This window comes from Streptomyces sp. CoH27, assembly GCF_020181035.1.
In the GTDB taxonomy this organism is placed as follows: Bacteria; Actinomycetota; Actinomycetes; order Streptomycetales; family Streptomycetaceae; genus Streptomyces; species Streptomyces camelliae.
This window is the reverse complement of the sequence record NZ_JAIQYY010000001.1, coordinates 75,485-95,706: the sequence shown is the minus strand read 5'-3', so window position 1 is coordinate 95,706 and position 20,222 is coordinate 75,485. Positions and strand designations below refer to the sequence as shown.

The window sequence follows — 20,222 nt, the reverse complement described above, 5'->3', positions numbered from 1 at the left end:
GGGGTGCGGGGCCGACGGGGGTGGTGTCTCGGGCCCACTCGGCCCATGACGCCGACGGCCCGGGGTCGCAGGCTGAAGGTGTCCGACGACGCAGCCGAGCCCTTGGAGGACGCCATGAACGGCACTCCGACCGTCGTGAACGACGTGATGGCCCACCGGGTCGTCGCCCTGCGTATCGGCGCGCTCTTCAAGGACATCGTGAAGGCCATGCGGCAGTGGCGGGTCAGCGCCCTGCCGGTGCTGGACGACACCGGGGTGGTCGTGGGCGTGGTCTCCGAGGCCGATCTGCTGCCCAAGGAGGAGTACAGCGACGCGGACATCGGGCGGTACGGGCAGTTGGGGCACCTCGCTGACGTGCACAAGGCGGACGCGGTGACCGCGGGCGAGCTCATGACCGCCCCGGCCGTCACCGTGCGTCCCGACGCCACTCTCGCGCACGCCGCCCGCATCATGGCTCGCACCGGGGTCAAGCGGCTTCCGGTCGTCGGCCGCGACGGCACCCTGAAGGGCATCGTCAGCCGCTCCGACCTGCTGAAGGTCTTCCTGCGGGACGACGCCGACATCGCCGCGGACGTGCGGCACGAGATCGTCCTACGGCTCTTCGGCCCGCACTCCGACACGGTCCAAGTAGCGGTGCACGACGGCGTCGTCGCACTCTCCGGGCAGGTCCGCGAAACCGTCCTGATCCCCCTGGCCGCCCGGCTCGCCCGGGCCGTGCCGGGCGTGGTCGACGTGGAGTGCGCACTGACCGGCCCGCCCCGCCGCGCGGGCCTCGCCCCCGGCCTCCACGGTGCCGGCCGGACCCGTACGGCCTGACGCGGAGCCGTCGGCCGGAGACAGGAGGCGGCGACGGTGGCGGGGCCGGCTCCCGCGAAGCTCACCCCGGTGCGGCTGTGGCACTGGCGGCGCAATCCGCTGCGCCGGCACAGCGATGTCGTCGAGGGCTGGATCGTGCTCGCCGTCTGGATGTTCGCGATCCTCGCCGCAGTCGTGGCCGGTGCGATGGCCGCACAGGCCGTGGGCCGGTCGATCCAGGTGCACGCGGTGTCCGCCGTCCTCACCGACGCGGCGGCGCGCACCCCGGCCGACACCGGTGGATACGACGACGGGCGGGTGTGGGCCGCCGTCCGCTGGACGGACGCGGACGGCTCGGTGCACACGGGTCAGGCGAAGGTCTTCCCGGGCGCACCGGTGGGCACCCATGTCACGGTGTGGACGACCCGAGGCCACCGGGTGGTGTTCGCTCCGGTCACCGGTGCCGCGGCGACGCTGGAGGCGGCCATGGCCGGCGCCCTGGTCGCCCCCGCGGCCGGGGCCGCGGTCTGGGGCATGGGACGGGTCGTCCGCGGCCGGCTCATCCGGCGGCGCATGGCCGAGTGGGACGCGGAGTGGCGGCGGGTCGGACCGCGGTGGGGGAACCTGAGCGGAGGCAGAGGCTGAACGCAGCACCCGACACGGTCCTGTGGGCCGTGTCGGGTGCTGCTCGTCCGCGCTCTCGGCTCTGCTCTCAGTCCTTCTCGCCTGGTCTCAGTCCTTCTCGGTCGCGGTGAGCCGGCAGTCCACGCCCACCACACCCTCGACGCCACGCACCAGCCGGGTGGCGAGCGGTATCCGGGCGGCGTCCTGGACCCGCCCGGTCAGCGTGGCCACGCCGTCGGCGACCGTGATGTGCACGGGCTCGACCGGCGCCGGGAACAGCACGTCGACGATGTCACGCCGGATCTCGTCGGCGAGGTCGTTGTCCGGGCGCAGGAACACCTTCAGCAGGTCCGCCCTGCTGACCACGCCCTCCAGCAGGCCTTCGGTGTTCACCACGGGCAGCCGTTTGACGTGCCGCAGCGCCATGATGCGCGACGCCTCGGCGATCGTGGCGTCGGCGTGCACGGTGACGGCCGGCGTGCTCATCAGCTCCTCGGCGGTGACCGCCCCGGCCTTGGCCAGGTCGGCCAGCCGGTGCCGCTGGGTGAACCGGTCCGGATCGCTGCCCCGGAACTCCTCCTTGGGCAGCAGATCGGCCTCGGACACGAGCCCGATCACCCGGCCGTCGCCCTCCAGCACGGGAAGGGCGCTGACCTGCCACTGCTCCATGCGCTCGACCATGTCCTTGAACTGAGCCTTGCGGCCCACGGCGACGACGGCATGCGTCATCACGTCACACACGTGGTGCGGGCTGCTCTCCATGCTCTCCTCCTCACAGGGCCGAGGGGTCACATCAGACTGCCGCTTCCGTAGGGGGCGTACAGATCGAGCAGCCGGACCCGGGAGGCGTGCAGCCGCTGGGCGACCACTTGTCCGACCCAGATCGCGACCGCCCGGCCGAACTCGGCGTCCTCGGCGCACAGCCGCAGGACCGCGTCGGCATCGAATTCCCAGGCCCGTACCGGGCTCGTCGCCTGGGCACCCAGGTGCCAGAGGTGCGGCGGGAAGTGCCAGGACCAGCCGACGAGTTCGCCGTGGCCGAGTGTCTCGATCACGGCGGGCCGGCGGCCGGGCACGTGCAGGTCGAGGGCGACGGTTCCGGTGCGCACGATCCAGAAGCGGTCGGCGCGCCGCCCCTCCTCGAACAGGCGGATCCCGGCCTCGAAGGAGACCTCGCGGGCGAGACGCATCAGCCGTTCGCGGTGCGCCGGTTCAAGGGCCGAGGTCAAGGTGGTGGCGGAAGTCATCGCACCGGCTCCCTTCATGGTGTGTACCCCCAGCCTGGTCGCGTCCGGCACCCGTCACCACGGGCCGCCAGGACCCGGCGCGGGGCCCTTCGGCCCATGGATACGGACAGCTGGGGCAGGTCGGCCGCCATCCGGGACGACCGGTGCACCATCTGCTCCGGACCGGGGAGGGCTGCTTCAGCTTGTGCAGCGGTCCCGGGCCGGTACGCCTTCATGACCATCCGTCCTTCGGGACCCGCACCCGATCGAACACCGCCACCGCCTCGGCCGCGTCCCACGCCCACGCCCAGGGAAGCCGCAGAATGCCGTAGCAGCCCAGGAGTTCGGTGCTCTGCCGGGCATCGAGCAGGCCCCTCGGGATTCCGGCCCAGGAACGTGGCGTCGGCGTCCCGCGCCCGCCCGGTCTCCATGTCCGGCAGCTCCGCCACGGTGCCGGAGGGCCGGTTGAGCCGACGGGCCCGGGTGGCGGCATGGGCCAGGGCGCGGGTGGCGCAGCAGAGCGAGGAGGTTGTCGACGAGATCGGCCGCGGTGTCGAGAAGTTCACCGGGCGTGCCGGTGGCGATGAGGCCGGCCTGCGTGAACAGGGCCTGCCGGGTGATGTCCGGGGTGGCCGCGGCGGCCGTGTTCGCGGCGGCTGCCCGCCGGCCAGCCTCCGAGCGGCTGTCGTCCCCGGAGAGCACCGGCGTCGTGCGGGCCGCCCGGCGGGCAGTACGCGCGAAGGCACGAATGCCGAACGACTCCGGATGCAGCAGCGCCAGGTTCGTGCCGACAGCGCCCGACGGTACGGCGACTCCGGCGGTGCCCAGGCCGGGATGCCGGGCGGCGTGGCGTCCGGCCGGACGCCGGGCTCGGTGGCGGCCGGGACCGGGCAGTCCGGGCCGAGCAGACCCGCGCCGTGGCGGCGGCAGGCCCGCATCAGCGGTCGGCCTGCTCGGCGTCCGGGCGGGTGACCGGCGCGGACAGGGGCTCATCGGGTTGCGGGACGGGGCCGCGCGGCCCCGTCCCGCAGCCCGGACATGGGGCCAATGGCGGGCGGCGAGGCCATGCGGCCCATGACAGCCGGCGTCGGATGGACGAGCGTGGAAGGGCACGCGGGGCGCGACGACGATGCCGACCGCCGGCGACGTGCGACGCGGCGCCTGTGCGTGGACCACCCCACCGGGCGCCCGGCACAAGGAGGGCAACCGTGAACGAGCAACCCGTGGTGCGGAGTCTGATGGACGCCGCCCCGTACGCGATCAGCGAGGACGAGAGCGTGCTGATGGCCTGGGAGATCATGGAGAGGTCCGGGCAGCGCGAGCTCCCGGTGGTCCGCGGGGACGGCTGCTGCGCCGGACTCCTGGACCGGGCCGAACTCGCCGTGGTCTGCGCTGCCGCCGCCACGACGCTGTCCCGCCGCAGGGTGCGCGACCTCGTGCACGCCCGCCGGACCGTCACGGTCCACCCCGAGGACCCCGTGCCGCGCGCGGCGTCCGTGATGGCGCAGGAGCATCTCGACGCCCTGCCGGTCACGGATGCGCACGGGCGACTGATCGGACTGCTGACGGCCCGGGACTACGTCGCCGCCGCGGCGGGCCTGCCCAGCGGCGCCGAGCCCGTCGGCCAGGCGGCTCCCGCACGGGTGACCTTGCCCGCACTGCCACCGCGTCGCGCCGTACGGGAACACGGCATCGTCATCCCGTAGCGGACGGTTCGCGAGAGCCGAACGGCCCCGGTCCCGGGGCCGACGGGTCCCTGCGCGTGCCGGTCGCCCATGACGATGATCAAGGGATGCACGGAAAGGAGAACCAGAAGTGATCGCTGTCGTGGGGCACACGGATCTCTCCGCGTCGGCACTCGCGCTGCCGGAGGAAGAGCCGCGCTCCCGTCCGGCCGGCTTGGCCCGCGCGGGCCGGGCCGGGCTCGTCCGCGCAGGACACGGACGGTCCGTGGCGTTCGGGCGGGCCGCGCGCAGGACGGGGCCGGCCCTGGTGACGGTGCTGCCGTCCCGCGACGGCCTGCCCGCGTGGCTCGGCGAGAGAGACCGCAAGGCGGCCGGGGAGCTGCTGTCGCTGTCGCAGCAGGTGCGGCTGCTGGAGTACGACCCCGGCGAGCGCACCGCGTGCAGCACGGCCGACGAGGGCCTGCCGCGCTCGTGCGCCCGGGTCCTGGCCGTGGGGGACGGCTCGCCCTCGTCCGGCAGGGACACCACGGCGCACCTGGTCGCCTGTGCCCGCGGTCACGGTGCCGACGTCGAGGTGCTCTGGCCCCGGGGAGCCGAGCGCAGGGCCGTCGGCGGAGAACCGTCATGACCGGCCCGTCGCCTTCCTCTCCGCCTGTCGCCCGCCTGGTCGAGCTGAGCCGGGAGGAGGCCCTCGGGCTGCTGGCCGGCGTGCCGATGGGACGGGTGGGCTTCACCCACCAGGCACTGCCGGTGATCCGGTCGGTCAACCACCTCGTCACGGACACCGGCGACGTCGTCATCCGCACGCACGCCGGAGCCGCCCTGCTGACCAGCGCCACGGCTTCGGAGGTGGTGGTGTACGAGGCGGACCACATCGACGGGGACACACACACCGGCTGGAGCGTCATGGTCACGGGTGTCGCGAGCCGCGTGACCGACCCGACGACGCTGTCCCGCTACCACGCCGAACTCACGCCCTGGGTCAGCAGGGACATGGAGTACGTGGTCCGCATCGACGCCGAACTGGTCACCGGATACCGTCTTGAGCGGTCCCGTCCCGGCATCACAGATCGTTGCCGGCGTACGACAGGTTGAAGCTCTTGTTGGTCAGGGGGAAGTCCGGGACGATCGTGTCCGCCAACGCGACCGGCAGGGCAGGCCAGTTGAAGAACGACGGGTCGACCGGCTTGACCCAGGCCAGGGTGCCGTCGGCGGCGAGTTCCACACGGGTGGCGATGGTGCCGCGCCAGCCTTCCACCAGACCGACACCGCTCCTGCCCGCCGACCCGGACGTGGCCGTCGGCCCCCGGACGGTTCGCGGGGCGGTGAGGCCGTCGGCGAGGTGCTCGATCAGGGCGAGGGAGGCGTCGATCTCCTCGGCGCGGACCAGGAAGCGGGCCAGGACGTCGCCGTCGGTGTGCACGGGGACGCCGAGCCGGGTGCCGTGGCCGGTGAACGGGTGCGCGACGCGGGCATCGTCGGTGAGACCGCTGGCGCGGGCGACGTAGCCGAGGCAGCCGATCTCCCGTGCGGCGTCGGTCCTCAGGACGGCGGTGCCGGTGAAGCGGTCGCGCACCGTGGAGTGACCGAGCGCGAGAGCGGCGATCTCACGGATGTCCTCGCCGATGGCCTTCAGCCGCCGTACGTCGGGTACGCGCCGCAGGACGGCACCGCCCGGTACGACGCCGCCGCGCAGCAGCCGGTGGCCGGTGGTCTCCAGGTTGAGGCGCAGGAGCTGTTCGCGGACGCGCTGGGCGTGGGCGTTGAGGACGCCGTGGCCGGCGTCGTTGCAGAGCATGCCGAGGTCGGCGACGTGGTTGTGGATCCGCTCCAGCTCCAGCAGCAGGGCTCGGGCCCGGCGGGCCTCGGCGGGTACGTCGGTGCCGGTGGCCTCCTCGACGGCCAGACAGTAGGCCAGGGCGTGGCCGACGGCCGTGTCGCCGCTGATGCGTTCGGCCAGCGGCAGACCGGCGGCGACGGTCCGGCCCTGGAAGAGTTTCTCGATGCCCTTGTGGACGAACCAGAGGCGGGCCTTGAGTCTGAGGATGGTCTCGCCGACGACGGAGAACCGGAAGTGGCCGGGCTCGATGAGCCCCGCGTGCACCGGGCCGACCGGGATCTCGTACACGCCGTCGCCTTCGACCTCCAGGAAGGGGTAGGGGCCTTCCTGTTCGGCGAAGCGCGGCGGGGGGCCGGCGGCGGGGTTCATCGGGTACCAGCCGCGGGGCCAGTGGAAGTGCCGCACCAGGCGGTGGGGCAGGGGGTGGCCGAGCGGGACGATGCCGAACAGGTCCCGCATCTCGCGTTCGAACCGGCCCGCGGGGAAGGAGAGATGGGCCAGCGTCGGCAGTACGGGCCGGTCGGCGTCGAGCCGTACCTGCAGTTCGGTGCGGGTGTCGGGCGGGCCCGCCACGAACAGGTACACCACGCGGATGCCGTGGTCGTCGTGGTGGGCGGCGATCAGGGCGAGCCGGTGTCCACCGGTCAGCAACTGTTCGAAGCGGTACGGAAGTTCGGTCGCAGTGAGCTCTTCTGTGGTGCGCATCGATGTCAGTGGCCTCCGAGCGTCGTGGCGGCGGCGTGCAGCAGGCCGGTGAGGGGGCCGGTGGTGGTGCCCAGGGCGGCGCAGGCGACCAGGCCGAGGACCAGCGGCCAGATCCCCGGCTCCGCCGGGCCCGAGGGCCGGGACGGAGCGGGGCCGAGGAGCATCCGCGCGGTCCGGGCGGCAAGGGCGGCGCAGGCGGCCACCACCAGCAGCAGGGCCCCGGAGGTCGCCCAGGCCAGGCCGGTCCCGGCGGCGAACCCGGCGCGGGCGATGCCGAGTTCTGAGGCGAAGAGGCTGAACGGCGGGAAAGCCGTCAGTGCCACCACCGCGAAGCCGAACGCCCCGCCCAGGGCCGGCGCCCGGGCGAGCAGCCCCCGCATCCGGCCGATCCTGGCGGTGCCGGTCAGCTGCAGGATGCGGCCGGCACCGCAGAACGCGGCCGACTTGGCGAGCCCGTGGCCGGCGATGTGCAGCAGGGCGGCGGACAGGGCGAGCGGGCTGCCGATCGCCGCCGCCAGGGCGATCAGGCTCATGTGCTCCATGCTGGAGTAGGCCAGCATCCGCTTGTGGTCGCGCTGGGCGAGCAGCAGCCCGGCAGCGAGCGCGAGGGTGAGCAGGGCCATTCCGGCGAGCAGCACGCGGGTGAAGCCGGCGCCGAGGGCGGCGTCGGCGATGACCCGGTAGCGCAGGATCGCGGCGAAGGCGACGGACAGCAGCACCCCCGACATCAGCGCGGAGACGGGCGCGGGCGCCTGGCTGTGGGCGTCGGGCAGCCAGGCGTGCAGCGGGACCAGACCGGCCTTGGCGCCGAAGCCGAGCACGACCAGGTGATGCCGAGCCGGGTGACCGCCGGGTCGAGCCCGCCGGCGCGGGCGACGAGCATGGGCCAGTCCAGGGCCCGGGCCTCGGCGATGCCGGCCTGCCGGGCCGCGTAGTAGATCAGCACGGTGCCGAGGAAGGCCAGCGCGATGCCGGCGGAGCAGATCACGACGTACTTCCAGGCGGCCTCCACCGAGGTGCGGGTGCGGCGGTGGCCGACGAGGAAGGCGGTGACGATGGTGGTGGCCTCGACGGCGACCCACAGCACACCGAGGTTGGCGGTGACGACGGCCAGGCACATCGCGGCCAGGAAGGCTTGCACGAGGACGTGGTAGTGCCGCAGCGTACGCTCGCTGGCCCGTCCGGCGGCGCGTTCGCCCGCCAGGTATGCGGGCGCCGAGCCGCAGGCGATGAGCGCGACGGCGCCGATGACGAGCAGCATCCACGCGGTGAGGGCGTCGGCGCGCAGCAGCCCCGCGCACGCGGAGACGGGCCCGGCGCCGACGACGTCCGCCGCCAGCAGGCTGCCGCACAGCAGGATCGTGCCGGGCGGGACGAGCCCCGGCCAGGCGGCCGCACACCGGCGGGGCATGAGCGCGTACGCCGCGGCGACGACCAGAGGTGCGGCGACAGGGGTGATCAGCAGCGCGGACCCTTCTGATGGATGCAGCATCAGTCGTGCAGCTCCCTCAGGTCGTCGATGTCGGTCGTGCCGAACGCCTCCCGCATCCGCGTGGTGAGGATCTGCAGCACCAGTACCGCGAGCAACACGTCGAAGGAGACCCCGAGTTCGACGATCAGCGGCACACCGGAGGTGGCCAGGAAGGCGGTGGCGGTGATGCCGTTGTCCAGCAGCAGGAAGCCGACCACCTGAGCCGGCGCGCGTCTGCGGGTGACCAGGACGAAGAAGCCGATCAGGACGACGGCGAGCCCCACCGGCAGGGCATGGGTGGCCGGCGTCGGGGCCAGCCGGGTCAGGGGCCGGCTGACCGCGTAGGCGAGCAGGGTCAGCAGTGCCGCGGTGAGCAGCGAGGCGGCGACGGTGACCAGGGGCTGGGTCTCGCGGACCTCTTCGCCGCCGCGGCCATCGGCCGGCACGGCCGTCGCGCGCCGCATCAGATACGGCAGGACGCCCGCCCTCAGCAGCCCCAGAGCGACGCCCACGGCGGTCAGGTCCCCGCGTTCCTCGTGCGCGCCGAGCAGCAGGGCGATCGCGGCCAGGGCGACCCCCTGGAGGGCGAAGGCCCGTACGATCGCGGCGAGTTCGTGCCGCCACAGCACGAGCACGGCCGCCAGCAGGAAGACACCGCAGGCCAGGTCGAGGAGCTGGGTGTAGAGGCCGTCGCTCATGGCGCTCCGTTCAGGAAGTACGACGCGGTCACCGCCAGCAGCGCCAGCAGGAAGGACCCCGCGAGCAGTTCGGGCACGCGGAACAGGCGGATCTTGGCCCAGAACACCTCGGCTGCCGCGAGGAGCGCCCCCAGGACAGTCACTTTCACCACGAACAGCACCAGCGCCACCGCCAGAGCCGTCCAGGAGGGGCCGGTGGCGATGCCCCACGGCATGAACAGCGAGGACAGCAGGCCGAGCAGCAGGGTCAGCCGCATCTGGGCGCCGAACTCGACCAGCGCGAGGTCGGGTCCGGCGTACTCCAGCACCATCGCCTCATGGATCATGGTCAGTTCGAGGTGGGTGGAGGGGTTGTCCACCGGGATCCGGCCGGTCTCCGCGAGTACCGCCACCGCGAGCGCGGCCACCGCCAGCAGCCCGGCCGGGGAGGCGAGGCGGGCCGGCTGGTGGACGGCGCCGGCGACGATCGCGGGGACGTTGGTCGTCCCGGCCGGGATCGACAGCGCGAACACCGACAGCAGCAGGGTCGGCTCCACCAGGGAGGCGACCGTCATCTCACGCGAGGCGCCCATCCCGCCGAACGCGGTGCCCGAGTCCAGCCCGGCCAGGGCGAGGCCGATCGTGCCGAGCGAGATCAGCGCCACCACGACGATCAGGTCCGCGTGCCCGCTCACCGGGGTGTCCGTGGACAGCAGCGGCAGCAGCGCGGCGGCCACGGCGGCGGTGGCGGCCAGCAGGGCGGGGGCGGCACGGAACGCGGGGCCGGTCCCCATCGGCGTGACGGGTTCCTTGCGCAGCAGTTTGCGCGCGTCCCGCCAGGGCTGCAGCACCCCGGCCCCGGCCCGCCCCTCCAGGCGGGCCCGGACCTGCCGCATCCACCCGGTCAGCAGCGGCGCCCCGGCCGCCACGACCGTGACCTGACCGGCGACGGCCACGTACCCGAGTCCGTGCGTCACCAGCCCACCGCCAGTGCCAGCAGCAGGACGACCAGCCCGGCGAAGCCGTAGCCGAGATACAGATGGACGCTGCCGCCCGCCAGCCCGCGGGCCGCCTGCCCGGCCCCGGCCAGCGCGCGCAGCACCGGGTCGTACAGCCGGTGCTCGATGCGGTCGGGCACCCGGTGCCGGAATCGGACCCGTCGCACCAGGTACGCCGACTCCCGCACCGGGGTGACGTCCACATGCTGCTCCGGGGCCAGCACATCGTCGAAGACGCGTTGCAACGGCTCGGCGAACGAGGTCGCCGTGTACGTCATACGCGGCGTCGGAGCCCCGCCCCCGCAGTCCCACAGCCGGGCGTTCACCCGGCGCCCGCGCCGGCCGCGGAGCCGGGGCAGGCCGGTGGCCGGCAGGATCGCGGCCGTGAGGGCGGCCACCACCCACAGCGGGGACAGCGACGCGGAGATGCCGGCGAGCCGCACCCGCGCTCCGCCCCCCGACACCGCCCCCGTGCCCGGCAGCCCGACCGCGCCCACGGCCCGGTCGAGGCCGTCACCCAGGAGTCCGGGCACCACCGCCAGCGCCACGACCGCCACGGCGAGCAGGGCCATCCCGGCGAGCATCAGCGGCGGCGCCTCCCGCGCCGAGGCAGCGCGCCGGTCGCGCGGCCGGGCGAAGAAGCCGACGCCGAGTGCCTTCACGAACACGGCAGCGGCGATACCGGCCGACAACGCGATCAACGCCACCGACAGGGGCAGCGCGACCGCGACGGCCACACCGGGCACCTTCCGGCCGTGGACGAGGGACTGGAGGAGCAGCCATTCGCTGACGAAGCCGTTGCCGGGCGGCAGTGCCACCGCGCCGAGCGCGGCCAGCGCGAAGCAGCCGGCGGTGACCGGCAAGCGGGACCGCAGCCCGCCGAGCCGGTCCAGATCGCGCAGGCCGGTGGAGCGCTGCACGGACCCTGCCGCGCAGAACAGCAGGGCCTTGAACGCGGCATGGTTGACGACGTGCAGCAGCGCCGCCGCCAGCGCCAACGCCGCCAGTGGCCGGTCACCGTGGGAGGCGAACAGCCCACAGGCGCCGACACCGATGAGGACCAGGCCCATGTTCTCGCTGCTGGAGTACGCCACCAGCCGCTTCAGGTCGGACGCCATCGCCGCCTGGAGGACGCCGTACACGGCACTCGCCCCGCCCACCGCCAGCAGCCCCAGCCACCACCACGCCGGGCCACCGCCGAGCAGATCGACGCGGTGCGCACCAGGCCGTAGATGCCGAGGTTGACCGTGGCCGCGCTCATCAGCGCCGCGACGGGGCCCGGGGCCTCGGGATACGCCCGTGGCAGCCAGGCGTGCAGCGGCACCGCCCCCGCCTTCGAGGTGAAGGCCAGCGCCAGGAGGGCGAAGACGAGCCCCCGTACGCCCGCCGGGACGCCGGGTGCGCCCGCCCGCAGCGCGGTGAAGGTCTCTCCACCGGCCCGCGCGGCGAACAGTGAGAATCCGGCCAGCAGCAGAACCAGGCCCAGGTGGGTCAGCACCGCGTACCAGACGCCCGCCTGCCGTACCGAGGCATGCTGCTGGTGCTCGCCGAGCACCAGCAGCAGCGAGCCGAGCGCCGACACCTCCCACAGCAACAGGAACGTGGACACCGACGCCGCCACCGGTACGAGAACCAGGCTGAGCGCGAACAGCGGCAGCACCGCCTGCGCCGTCCGGGAGCCGAGCCCCCCGGCGCCCCGCCCGGCCGCGTACCCGATGCCGTACACCGCCACCGCGGCCACGACGGCCCCCGCCACCGCCATGAACAGCCCCGCCAGCGCGTCCACCGCCACCTGCGCTCCGGCCGGCGGCACCAGCCCGGAGCAGACGGCCGCCCAGCGGCTGCCGCTCAGTGCGGCCGCACCCGCCACGACACCCGCCACGCCGACACCGGCCGTCAGCACTCCGACGACCGGGACACGCGGCCGGTACGGCAGTGCGAGACCCGCCGCCGCCCCCGCGCCGCCCAGTGCCACGGCCGTCGCGAGGGCGGCCGGAATCGCGCTCACCGTCCGGTCACTGTCCTGAGCGCCGCCACGATCGCCGCCGGCTCCGGCGGGCACCCCGGCACCGTCACATCCACCGGTACGACATCGGCGACCGCGCCTTCGACGCCGTACCCGCCGGCGAACTCCCCGCAGTCGAGCGCGCAGTCACCGACCGCGACCACCAGCCGCGGCGCGCTCATCGCGGCGACCGTGCGGCGCAGCGGCCCGGCCATGTTCCGGGTCACCGGTCCGGTCACCAGCGCCACGTCCGCGTGCCGGGGCGAGGCCACCAGCCGCGCCCCGTACCGCTCGGCGTCGTACACCGGGTTGAAGGCCGCGGCGATCTCGATCTCGCAGCCGTTGCAGGAACCCGCGTCGACACAGCGCACCTGCGCCGAACCACGCAACTCCCGTGCCGCCTCGGGTACGTCGCCCGCCGGGGGAGGCGGGGCCGGTTCGGCGACGCGGCCGGTGCTCAGGATCTTGCGCAACAGGCCCATGAAACCTCTTCGTACTGGTGGTGAGGTCTTCCGCCAGTGACAAACAAGGCGACCAGGGGCCGGAGTTACGAGGGTTTCCCGGTGCTTTGCCTAGTTGGGGATACTTTGCCCCTCTCGTAGGCGTTCGATAGCCGACGCTACGCCGGCGGTTTCCCCTCCGGCTGGGCCGCCCGCAGGTCGGCGAGCAGCTCCGCCTGCCCCGCCAGTACGCCGGAGAGGATCGAGCGTGCCACCCGCAACAGTTCCGCGACCTCGGGGCTGGCCAGGGAGTAGTACACGTTCGACCCCTCCTTGCGGGTCCGGACCAGGTTCGCCCGACGCAGTACGGCCAGCTGCTGGGACAGGTGCGCCGGCTCGATGCCCACCTCGGGCAGCATCTCCGCGACCGCGTGCTCGCGCTCGCTCAGCAACTCCAGGACGCGGATGCGGGCCGGATGGCCGAGCGTCTTGAAGAACTCGGCCTTCAGCTGGTACAGCGGCGCGCTCATCGCATCCATCCACTCGTCAAGAACATGTGACCCATCCTCGCGTGCGACACGGGCGGAGCCGAACTCCGCACCCGGCCGCCGGCCCGGTGGCAGGGCCGGTTCAGGCCTTCTTGACCACGCTGGACTTCAACTGCATGGCACCGAATCCGTCGATCCGGCAGTCGATGTCATGGCCGTCCGTGCCGTCGACGAGCCGGATGCCCCGCACCTTGGTGCCCGCCTTGATCCCGGTCGGGCTGCCCTTGACCTTGAGGGTCTTCACGACGGTGACGGTGTCGCCGTCGGCGAGCACGTTGCCGACCGAGTCCTTGACGACCTTGTCCCCGCCCGCGCCGGCGGACGCGTCGGACGGCGACCATTCATGGCCGCACTCGGGACAGACGAGGAGGGCACCCATCTCGTACGTGTACGTGCCGGAGCACTCGGGGCAGGCGGGAAGGCTGTCGCTCATGGAACCAGTGTCTTTCTCTCGGTGAGCGGATACGAATGGGTCAGGTAGCAGGGCGGACGGGCCGGGGTCACAGGGGCAGGGTGATCCAGACGGTCTTGCCTGCGCTGTCGGCGTCGTCGCGGACGACCGCGGTCCCGCCCAGGCCGAGGACGAACTCCATCACGGTGCCCATGCCGCCGGCGCCGGACGCCGACAGCGGGGGCCGGCCGGGGTGACGGTCGTGGACGCCCATGGCCAGGCAGTCCCGGCCCGCGGCGTAGACCACGGTGAGCTGCGGGGAGAGTGCGGCCGCGTGCCGGACGCTGTTGGTGACCAGTTCGCTCAGGATCAGCAGGGCCGGGTCCACGGTCGGGTGCCGCAGCCCGATGCCCCATTCCACCAGGGTCTGTTCAGCGGTCTCGCGGGCCACGCGGACCGCCGACGGCACGGCCGGCAGGGTGAGCACGTGCCGGTGCGGCAGTGCCTCCGACTGCGTGGTCATCGCCGCACCGCCCCCTGGACGAGATCACTCATCGGGCTGCTTCCTCGCTGGTACCGGCGCTCTCCCGGCTCGTCTTCCGCGCCGGTACGGCGGGCAGGACGCCGGCCGACTCCAGGTGGTCGCGGGCGGCCTGGATCGCCTCGGGCGTGCCGGCGTACTCGCGGCCCTCGTGCCGCAGCAGACCGAGGGCGCCGACGGAGTCGAGGACCTGGCGCTGGCCGGGACGTATGCCGGAGGCCAGGACGAGGATGCCGCGCCGGTTCAGCTTCTCCACCGCGTCCTTCAGCACGAGGGCGCCGGTGGCGTCCATCGTGGACACCCGCGACATCCGCAGGATCACGACCCGTACGTCCGCGACCTCGGTCAGCTCCAGCAGAAAGCGATGCGCGGCGGCGAAGAACAGCGGGCCGTCGATGCGGTAGGCGACGATGTGCTCGGCCAGCAGCCGGTGCTCCTCGGCGGTGTGATCGCCCGGGTCGAGCGGGACCTGGTCGAAACGGGCCTGCTTGGCCACCGCGCGCAGGGCCAGGGCACCGGCGACGACCAGGCCGATGATCACCGCGTACACCAGGTCCAGCGCCAGCGTCGCCGCCGCTGTCAGCACGAGTATCACCGCATCGGACCGCGTCGCCTTCGCCATCGCCTTCAGCGAGCCGACCTCGACCATGCGGACCGCCGTGGCCAGCAGGACGCCTGCCAGCGCCGCCAGCGGGATCTTCGACACCAGGGGAGCCGCGGCGAAGACGATCACCGCGAGGACGGCGGCGTGGGTGAGGGCGGCCAGCCGGGAACCCGCACCCGTACGGACGTTGACGGCGGTCCGGGCGATGGCTCCGGTGGCCGGGACGCCGCCGAACAGCGGGGCGGCGATGTTGGCCAGACCCTGGCCGAGCAACTCCCGGTCCGGGTCGTGCCGTTGTCCCACCGTCATGGCGTCGGCGGCGGCCGCGGACATCAGTGACTCCAGCGCCGCCAGGGCGGCCACCGCCACGGCCGGGGCGAGCAGCGAGCCGAGCGCGCCGGGCTGGAAGAAGGAGAGCGACGGCGCGGGCAGTCCCGCGGGCAGGTCGCCGATGGGCTTCGCGTCCAGGTGGGCGACCTGGGCGACGACCGTGGCGGCGATCACGGCGACGATGGAGAACGGAACGGTCGGCCGCCACCGGGCACCGGCCAGCATGAGCACGACCACGGCGACCGCGAGCCCGACGGCGGTCCAGTTCGGCGCCGTCATGAACTCCCGGACCGCGTGCCAGGTGACGACGAGCACCTTGTCGCCCTTCGGCTTGGGCACGCCGAGCGCGTTCGGCACCTGCTGAAGTCCGATCACACAGGCGATGCCGAGTGTGAAGCCCTCGATCACGGGCGCCGGTACGTACCGCATGTAGCGTCCGGCCCTGAGCAGGGCGAGGGCGACGAGCATGACGCCGGCCATCAGCCCCACCGTGAGAACGGCGGTCGGACCGTACTGGGCGACGATCGGCACGAGGACCACCGTCATCGCGCCGGTCGGCCCCGACACCTGCAGATTCGACCCGCCGAACACCGCGGCCAGCGCACCCGCCACCACGGCGGTCGCCAGACCGGCCTCGGCGCCGAGCCCGGAGGACACCCCGAAGCCCAGGGCGAGCGGTAGCGCCACGATCGCCACCGTGAGCCCGGCGAGCAGATCACGGCGTGGATCGCGCCGTATCTGCGCCAGATCGGAGCGGGCGGGCAGCAAGGAGGTGAGGCGGGCCAGAACCGCCCGGACGGCCGTCGTGCTCATCGGGCGCCGACCTCGGCTTCCCGCAGCTCGGCCGGCAGTTTGTTCCGCTCCACCTCGATGGCGGCCGGCAGATCCCGCACCGGCATCGGCCCGTCCTGCAGCAACTCCAGCACCCAGTTCTCCTCGCAGAGCTGTGCCCGCGGCCATCTGCAAGCACAACGAAGACAGCATCTAAGCAATTGCCGATTTTCGCAATTCTACTATCCGATCTATAGAAGTTTGCGGGAGATGGCCGGCTGTGGGTGTTCGGTCAGGTGGAGGATCCGTGCTTCTGAATCTGCAGGAAGCGGCCGTGCCACGAGTGATACCGGACGGCGCCGGTGGCCGCGTTGACCGAGAGCATTCCGACGATCCGCACCGCCTGTCCGGAATCGATCTTCGCGGCACCGAGCCGGGTGCCGGCGGGCATCATGCCGTAGGCGGTGTTCCACATCATCGCCGGCCCGAACTCCAGCCGGACCCGGCTGCTGCCCGGGTCGACGAGCACCTCGGTGGCGCCCTTGCCGGAGGAGACGAGGAGCTGGGCCCAGAACCCGTTGCTGAACCGCATGACCTCCCCGACGTGCAGACCCCAGTGGCCGGCGAAGCGCGCAGCGGCGCGGTCCGCGTCGGCCAGGTTCCGCACCGGTTCCCGCCGCGCCGTCACCTCGCCCGCCGTCATCCCGGCCCGTGGCCGCCACGACGGGGAGTCGTGGCGGCGGCCCAGAGGAGTGAGGCGATCGGCGCGGCCACCGCGGCGATCAGCACGGCCAGTGGCAGCCCCCGCGTACGCAGACGGTTCACTGCGGCCTCTGCCGGTGGGCGGCGAGGCGTTCGCGCGCCTCGGTGTATGTGTCCGTGTCGATCTCTCCCGAGGCGTAGCGCCGGTCGAGGATCTCCTCCGGGGTCTCGCGGTGCTGCTGGCCTTCCCAGCCGTGACCGCGGCCGGACGCGCCCGCGGACGAGCTGTGCGTCAGGCGGATCACGGCCCACACGGCGAGGCAGATCAGCGCGATCCACAGCAGGGGCATGAAGGCCATCCAGGCCCAGCCGCCGTCCCAGTACATCACCGCATCCACCTCCACCAGCGAAGTTTCGAACAGCTTCTGCCCTCATGGTGGGCCTCGGCCGGGGGCCCGGGCCAAGGGCTCTTCGGGCCCGGTCCGGGGCCGGTCGGCACCTCTCGCACGCCTTTCTCGTGAGCCGGTCCTGCTGACGGGCCGCTCGGGCCGCCGAGCCGCAGCTGCCGTACCGCAGGGGCCGCTCAGCTCCCGGCGACCGCCGTCATCGTTCCACGACACTCATCACGGCGAGCGTGATGTTGTCCGGTCCGCCGGCGGCCATGGCCGCCTTCCAGAGTTCGAAGGCGGCCCGTCCGTCGTCGTGTTCGCGCAGTACGTCGTCGAGGACGTCGTTCGGCAGCGGGTCGGTCAGTCCGTCGGTGCAGATCAGGTATCGGTCGCCGGGGGCGAGGGACACGGTTGTCATATGAGGGGCGACAGGGCGGTACTCCGCGGTGCCGCCGAGGGACTGCGTCACGAGGGAGGTGGTGCGCCGCCCCGGTTCCGGCGTCGGGCTGTCGTCCGTGCTGACCTGGAGCACCCCGTCCCGGGGCACGGCGAAGACCCGGCTGTCCCCGACGTTGAACACCAGCAGCGACCCCGGCAGTACGACGGCTCCCGCGACGGTCGTGCCCATCGTGGCCAGCGCTCCACCGCTCGCACGGGCGGCCGCGTACACCTCGCGATTGCAGATGTCGAGGTCCTGGCGCACCTCGTCCTCACCGGCCAGACCGGGCCCGCTCGCGGCGAGCCGGCGGACCACCAGGGCGCTGGCCACCTCGCCGCCGGGCTGGCCGCCGAGCCCGTCGGCGACCGCGACCACGAGCGGTGTGCCGAGCCGGAACACCAGCGTCTGCGGATTCTCGGTCACGGTGGAGCACACGGTCCACGGCCCGACGACCAGACTGTCCTCGTTGCTGTCGCGGATCAGCCCTGGATGACTCAGCGCGGTAACGGCGACATACGTCATGGAAGCCAGCACCTTCCCAGCTCGGAGTCGTCGGTCCCGGCCACGATCCGTGGCGCGCCGGCGTTCGTGCGGTTCATCGTGCGCCGCCCGTCGACGCGTCGTGGACACGTACCGCCGTGACCTGGTACTCGGGGCACGACGTGGCGGTGTCCGCGTGCTCGGAGGTGGCGCGGTTCACCCCGCTCGCGGGGAAGCGGCAGGAGCAGAAGACCTGGCCGGGGGCGCCTGTTCGCTGATGCAGCCGCTGTCCCGGCCGGCCGCGCCGTTCGGCCAGGGCCCGGAACGCGTCGAAGCGGTCCACAGGGCCCGTGGGAACCATGCCCTCATCGTGGCGGCGGCGCCACAAGGTCGCAATCGCGCGTCACGGCTCACGGACTCCTGCGGTGGCTGCCCGTGCCTGCCGCGCTGTCGGCGAGCGGCGGCACCTGGCCCGAGGCGCCGTGGCTCACCGATGATGCCGGTGATCACCGCGGCGGGTCGTGTGTTCCCGGCTCGCGGCGGTCAGGGGTCGGCGACGCATCGACGGCGAGGGCATCGCCTGTCCCGTCAGCCCGGTCGCTTTCCCGGCACAGGACGTCGAGCACGACGGAGCCGTCGACGGTCTCGTGGGCGACCAGTTGTCCGGCCAGGTCATCCAGGGCGGTCCGGTGGTCGCGCAGCAGCGCGGTCGCGCGTTCCTCGGCCTGGCGGAGCAGACGGGCGACCTCCTCGTCGACGACGCGCTGGGTCTGCTCCGAGTACGGCGGCCGGCCCGGCTCGTCGGCCGTCTCACCGAGGAAGTGCGGTTGGGCCGAGGCGTACCCGATCGGGCCGAGTGCCGAGGAGAGGCCGAACTCGCGGACCATGCGGGTGGCGATCTGGGTGGCTCCGGCCAGGTCGTTCGCGGCTCCCGTCGATCCCTCTCCGAAGGCCACGAGTTCGGCCGCCCGCCCGCCCAGGCGCACCGCCAGAAGGTCGGTCAGATAGCTCTCGCTGTACAAGTGACGTTCTGCTTCGGGGAGTTGCTCGGTGACTCCCAGGGTGACGCCGGCGGGCAGGATGGTCACCTTGGCCACCGGATCGGCGTGCTCGCACAGTGCCGCGACCAGGGCGTGACCCGACTCGTGGACCGCGACCGAGCGGCGCTCCTCGGGCAGCAGCGCGTTGGAGGACTCCCGGCGTCCCAGCAGCACGCGATCGCGGGCGGCGTCCAGGTCGTGCGGTTCGATCCGGGTGCGGTCGTTCCGTACGGCGTTGATGGCGCCCTCGTTGACCAGGTTGGCGAGATCCGCGCCGGAGAACCCCGGGGTGGCACGCGCCACCGCGTCCAGATCGACCTCCGGGGCCAGGGTCTTGTCCCGGGTGTGAACGGCGAGGATCGATGCCCGCTCGGCCTGGTTGGGCAGCGGCACGGTGACCTGCCGGTCGAACCGCCCGGGACGCAGCAGGGCCGGGTCGAGGCTCTCGGGCCGGTTGGTGGCGGCGAGGACGACGATGCCGCTGGACTGGTCGAAGCCGTCCATCTCGGACAGCAGCTGGTTCAGGGTCTGCTCGCGCTCGTCGTTGCCGCCCAGCCGGGTCCCGCCGCCGCGACGCGAACCGAGCGCGTCGATCTCGTCGATGAACACGATCGACGGGGCGCGTTTGCGTGCTTCGCCGAACAGATCGCGCACCCGGGAGGCGCCGACCCCGACGAACATCTCCACGAACGCGGAGCCGGTCACCGACAGGAACGGCACGTCCGCCTCGCCGGCGACCGCCCGCGCGAAGAGCGTCTTGCCGGTCCCGGGCGGCCCCACCATGATCACGCCACGGGGGCCTTTGGCCCCGGCGGCGGTGTACCGGGCGGGATTGCGCAGGAAGTCGACGACCTCGCTGATCTCCTGCTTGACCCCGTCGTACCCGGCGATGTCGTCGAAGCCGGTGGTGGGCCGCTCCGCCTCGATGATCTTCGCGCGTGAGCGCCCGATGGCGCTCAGCCCGCCGGTCACCGACCCCGCGGCGCGGCGTCCCATCCACACGAGGAAGCCGGCCAGCAGCAGGAACGGCAGGAACGCGACGAGCACGGACAGCCATGGCGAGCCGCCGCTGCCACTCTGCCGGGCGGTGATCCGCACATGGTGCGAGGTCAGCTGCTGCTGGAGCTGGGCGCCGGTGCCCAGCGCGGTGGGGATCTGGGTGGTGAACTTCGTGCCGTTCTTCAGGGTGCCGCTGACCGCGCCCTTGTCGCTGATGTCGACCATCTGCACCTGGCTGGCGCCCACCTTGCCGACGAAGTCGCTGTAGGAGAGTGCGGTGGCGTGCGTTCCGGACCGCGCGCGCGAGAGCAGCAGGACCATGACGAGCGTCATCAGGACCCACCAGAACATCCACCGCCCGCCGAGCGGCTGCGGCGGCCGGGACGGAGGGGTGGGCGGTTCGCGCGGCGGCCCGGACCGGGCGGGCGGCGTCAGATGCCGGTGCGGCATCCGCACTCGTGTGATCACCGATCCCACGCCCTTCGACGACATCGATCCCCATCCACCAGCCTCCACCCTGCC

The 20,222-nt window shown here is 73.1% G+C and carries 25 protein-coding genes and 1 pseudogene; 5 read left to right on the top strand and 21 right to left on the bottom strand.

Going from position 1 to position 20,222, the window contains the following annotated elements:
* The first annotated feature begins 114 nt into the window (after window positions 1-114).
* Both LE548_RS00415 and LE548_RS00410 read left to right on the top strand, forming a co-directional pair.
* Window positions 115-816: a CBS domain-containing protein gene (locus LE548_RS00415; RefSeq protein ID WP_225094549.1), complete on the top strand. Its 702-nt coding sequence runs from the start codon at window positions 115-117 to the stop codon at window positions 814-816.
* A gap of 36 nt (window positions 817-852) precedes the next feature.
* A complete protein-coding gene (locus LE548_RS00410) occupies window positions 853-1,440 on the top strand; it encodes a hypothetical protein (protein WP_225094548.1) in 588 nt (195 codons plus the stop codon).
* An 87-nt stretch (window positions 1,441-1,527) separates the two neighbouring features.
* On the opposite strand, the gene LE548_RS00405 is transcribed toward LE548_RS00410, so the two are convergent.
* The 3 genes from LE548_RS00405 to LE548_RS00395 all read right to left on the bottom strand — a co-directional run bounded on the left by LE548_RS00405 (window position 1,528) and on the right by LE548_RS00395 (window position 3,638).
* Window positions 1,528-2,181: a CBS domain-containing protein gene (locus LE548_RS00405; protein WP_225094547.1), complete on the bottom strand. Its 654-nt coding sequence runs from the start codon at window positions 2,179-2,181 to the stop codon at window positions 1,528-1,530.
* A gap of 26 nt (window positions 2,182-2,207) precedes the next feature.
* Entirely contained in the window at window positions 2,208-2,666 is a 459-nt protein-coding gene (locus LE548_RS00400; RefSeq protein WP_225094546.1) for a cyclic nucleotide-binding domain-containing protein, read from the bottom strand.
* A gap of 177 nt (window positions 2,667-2,843) precedes the next feature.
* Window positions 2,844-3,638, bottom strand: a complete 795-nt coding sequence (locus LE548_RS00395; RefSeq protein ID WP_225094545.1) for a hypothetical protein — start codon at window positions 3,636-3,638, stop codon at window positions 2,844-2,846.
* Between the two features lie 215 nt (window positions 3,639-3,853).
* On the opposite strand from LE548_RS00395, the gene LE548_RS00390 reads away from it, so the two are divergent.
* The 3 genes from LE548_RS00390 to LE548_RS00380 all read left to right on the top strand — a co-directional run bounded on the left by LE548_RS00390 (window position 3,854) and on the right by LE548_RS00380 (window position 5,425).
* Window positions 3,854-4,351: an HPP family protein gene (locus LE548_RS00390; protein ID WP_225094544.1), complete on the top strand. Its 498-nt coding sequence runs from the start codon at window positions 3,854-3,856 to the stop codon at window positions 4,349-4,351.
* Window positions 4,352-4,460: 109 nt separating this feature from the next.
* Entirely contained in the window at window positions 4,461-4,958 is a 498-nt protein-coding gene (locus tag LE548_RS00385) for a hypothetical protein (protein WP_225094543.1), read from the top strand.
* The gene (locus LE548_RS00380) at window positions 4,955-5,425 is read left to right on the top strand and encodes a pyridoxamine 5'-phosphate oxidase family protein (protein WP_225094542.1); all 471 of its coding nucleotides are present in this window, start codon (window positions 4,955-4,957) and stop codon (window positions 5,423-5,425) included. Before LE548_RS00385 ends, LE548_RS00380 begins: the two co-directional genes overlap by 4 nt.
* Here the strand turns inward: LE548_RS00380 and LE548_RS00375 are convergent.
* The 18 genes and pseudogenes from LE548_RS00375 to ftsH all read right to left on the bottom strand — a co-directional run bounded on the left by LE548_RS00375 (window position 5,394) and on the right by ftsH (window position 20,168).
* A complete protein-coding gene (locus LE548_RS00375) occupies window positions 5,394-6,875 on the bottom strand; it encodes an NADH-quinone oxidoreductase subunit C (RefSeq protein WP_225094541.1) in 1,482 nt (493 codons plus the stop codon). The two genes, LE548_RS00380 and LE548_RS00375, sit on opposite strands and share 32 nt — an antisense overlap.
* Window positions 6,876-6,880: 5 nt before the next feature.
* A complete protein-coding gene (locus LE548_RS00370; RefSeq protein WP_225094540.1) occupies window positions 6,881-7,696 on the bottom strand; it encodes a proton-conducting transporter membrane subunit in 816 nt (271 codons plus the stop codon).
* On the bottom strand, window positions 7,603-8,367 hold the full coding sequence (locus tag LE548_RS00365) for a hypothetical protein (protein ID WP_225094539.1): 765 nt from the start codon (window positions 8,365-8,367) through the stop codon (window positions 7,603-7,605). The genes LE548_RS00370 and LE548_RS00365 overlap by 94 nt, the downstream gene beginning before the upstream one ends.
* Complete coding sequence (locus LE548_RS00360; RefSeq protein WP_225094538.1) at window positions 8,367-9,044, bottom strand: hypothetical protein; 678 nt, start codon at window positions 9,042-9,044, stop codon at window positions 8,367-8,369. The genes LE548_RS00365 and LE548_RS00360 overlap by 1 nt, the downstream gene beginning before the upstream one ends.
* Complete coding sequence (locus LE548_RS00355; RefSeq protein WP_225094537.1) at window positions 9,041-10,000, bottom strand: respiratory chain complex I subunit 1 family protein; 960 nt, start codon at window positions 9,998-10,000, stop codon at window positions 9,041-9,043. Before LE548_RS00355 ends, LE548_RS00360 begins: the two co-directional genes overlap by 4 nt.
* Complete coding sequence (locus LE548_RS00350; RefSeq protein WP_308029597.1) at window positions 9,997-11,163, bottom strand: proton-conducting transporter membrane subunit; 1,167 nt, start codon at window positions 11,161-11,163, stop codon at window positions 9,997-9,999. The genes LE548_RS00355 and LE548_RS00350 overlap by 4 nt, the downstream gene beginning before the upstream one ends.
* A complete protein-coding gene (locus LE548_RS45280) occupies window positions 11,124-12,029 on the bottom strand; it encodes a proton-conducting transporter membrane subunit (protein WP_308029595.1) in 906 nt (301 codons plus the stop codon). The genes LE548_RS00350 and LE548_RS45280 overlap by 40 nt, the downstream gene beginning before the upstream one ends.
* The gene (locus tag LE548_RS00345; RefSeq protein WP_225094536.1) at window positions 12,026-12,508 is read right to left on the bottom strand and encodes an NADH-quinone oxidoreductase subunit B family protein; all 483 of its coding nucleotides are present in this window, start codon (window positions 12,506-12,508) and stop codon (window positions 12,026-12,028) included. The genes LE548_RS45280 and LE548_RS00345 overlap by 4 nt, the downstream gene beginning before the upstream one ends.
* 137 nt (window positions 12,509-12,645) lie before the next feature.
* Window positions 12,646-12,996: a metalloregulator ArsR/SmtB family transcription factor gene (locus LE548_RS00340; RefSeq protein ID WP_225094535.1), complete on the bottom strand. Its 351-nt coding sequence runs from the start codon at window positions 12,994-12,996 to the stop codon at window positions 12,646-12,648.
* A 100-nt stretch (window positions 12,997-13,096) separates the two neighbouring features.
* Window positions 13,097-13,447 (bottom strand): zinc ribbon domain-containing protein YjdM, encoded by a 351-nt coding sequence (locus LE548_RS00335; RefSeq protein WP_225094534.1) that lies wholly within the window; start codon window positions 13,445-13,447, stop codon window positions 13,097-13,099.
* Between the two features lie 67 nt (window positions 13,448-13,514).
* A complete protein-coding gene (locus tag LE548_RS00330) occupies window positions 13,515-13,928 on the bottom strand; it encodes an ATP-binding protein (protein WP_225094533.1) in 414 nt (137 codons plus the stop codon).
* A gap of 28 nt (window positions 13,929-13,956) precedes the next feature.
* Window positions 13,957-15,693: a SulP family inorganic anion transporter gene (locus LE548_RS00325; protein WP_225094532.1), complete on the bottom strand. Its 1,737-nt coding sequence runs from the start codon at window positions 15,691-15,693 to the stop codon at window positions 13,957-13,959.
* Window positions 15,694-15,716: 23 nt separating this feature from the next.
* Window positions 15,717-15,806: pseudogene (locus LE548_RS00320) on the bottom strand (transcriptional regulator); the annotation flags it as partial.
* Window positions 15,807-15,943: 137 nt separating this feature from the next.
* The gene (locus tag LE548_RS00315; protein ID WP_225094531.1) at window positions 15,944-16,339 is read right to left on the bottom strand and encodes a hypothetical protein; all 396 of its coding nucleotides are present in this window, start codon (window positions 16,337-16,339) and stop codon (window positions 15,944-15,946) included.
* A 133-nt stretch (window positions 16,340-16,472) separates the two neighbouring features.
* A complete protein-coding gene (locus LE548_RS00310) occupies window positions 16,473-16,757 on the bottom strand; it encodes an SHOCT domain-containing protein (protein ID WP_225094530.1) in 285 nt (94 codons plus the stop codon).
* A gap of 199 nt (window positions 16,758-16,956) precedes the next feature.
* Complete coding sequence (locus tag LE548_RS00305; RefSeq protein ID WP_225094529.1) at window positions 16,957-17,703, bottom strand: PP2C family serine/threonine-protein phosphatase; 747 nt, start codon at window positions 17,701-17,703, stop codon at window positions 16,957-16,959.
* A 73-nt stretch (window positions 17,704-17,776) separates the two neighbouring features.
* On the bottom strand, window positions 17,777-18,022 hold the full coding sequence (locus LE548_RS00300) for a hypothetical protein (protein ID WP_225094528.1): 246 nt from the start codon (window positions 18,020-18,022) through the stop codon (window positions 17,777-17,779).
* Window positions 18,023-18,167: 145 nt separating this feature from the next.
* Window positions 18,168-20,168, bottom strand: a complete 2,001-nt coding sequence (gene ftsH / locus LE548_RS00295; protein ID WP_225094527.1) for an ATP-dependent zinc metalloprotease FtsH — start codon at window positions 20,166-20,168, stop codon at window positions 18,168-18,170.
* Between the last annotated feature and the right edge of the window lie 54 nt (window positions 20,169-20,222).

What these genes read in the sequence shown, in the direction of transcription:
- LE548_RS00375 (WP_225094541.1), bottom strand. Translation starts at nt 6,875, where the DNA reads ATGCGCACCACAGAAGAGCTCACTGCGACCGAACTTCCGTACCGCTTC.
- LE548_RS00335 (WP_225094534.1), bottom strand. Translation starts at nt 13,447, where the DNA reads ATGAGCGACAGCCTTCCCGCCTGCCCCGAGTGCTCCGGCACGTACACG.
- LE548_RS00395 (WP_225094545.1), bottom strand. Translation starts at nt 3,638, where the DNA reads ATGAGCCCCTGTCCGCGCCGGTCACCCGCCCGGACGCCGAGCAGGCCG.
- LE548_RS00325 (WP_225094532.1), bottom strand. Translation starts at nt 15,693, where the DNA reads ATGAGCACGACGGCCGTCCGGGCGGTTCTGGCCCGCCTCACCTCCTTG.
- LE548_RS00360 (WP_225094538.1), bottom strand. Translation starts at nt 9,044, where the DNA reads ATGAGCGACGGCCTCTACACCCAGCTCCTCGACCTGGCCTGCGGTGTC.
- LE548_RS00340 (WP_225094535.1), bottom strand. Translation starts at nt 12,996, where the DNA reads ATGAGCGCGCCGCTGTACCAGCTGAAGGCCGAGTTCTTCAAGACGCTC.
- LE548_RS00415 (WP_225094549.1), top strand. Translation starts at nt 115, where the DNA reads ATGAACGGCACTCCGACCGTCGTGAACGACGTGATGGCCCACCGGGTC.
- LE548_RS00400 (WP_225094546.1), bottom strand. Translation starts at nt 2,666, where the DNA reads ATGACTTCCGCCACCACCTTGACCTCGGCCCTTGAACCGGCGCACCGC.
- LE548_RS00380 (WP_225094542.1), top strand. Translation starts at nt 4,955, where the DNA reads ATGACCGGCCCGTCGCCTTCCTCTCCGCCTGTCGCCCGCCTGGTCGAG.
- LE548_RS00305 (WP_225094529.1), bottom strand. Translation starts at nt 17,703, where the DNA reads ATGACGTATGTCGCCGTTACCGCGCTGAGTCATCCAGGGCTGATCCGC.
- LE548_RS00300 (WP_225094528.1), bottom strand. Translation starts at nt 18,022, where the DNA reads ATGGTTCCCACGGGCCCTGTGGACCGCTTCGACGCGTTCCGGGCCCTG.
- LE548_RS00365 (WP_225094539.1), bottom strand. Translation starts at nt 8,367, where the DNA reads ATGCTGCATCCATCAGAAGGGTCCGCGCTGCTGATCACCCCTGTCGCC.
- LE548_RS00345 (WP_225094536.1), bottom strand. Translation starts at nt 12,508, where the DNA reads ATGGGCCTGTTGCGCAAGATCCTGAGCACCGGCCGCGTCGCCGAACCG.
- LE548_RS00405 (WP_225094547.1), bottom strand. Translation starts at nt 2,181, where the DNA reads ATGGAGAGCAGCCCGCACCACGTGTGTGACGTGATGACGCATGCCGTC.
- LE548_RS00330 (WP_225094533.1), bottom strand. Translation starts at nt 13,928, where the DNA reads ATGACCACGCAGTCGGAGGCACTGCCGCACCGGCACGTGCTCACCCTG.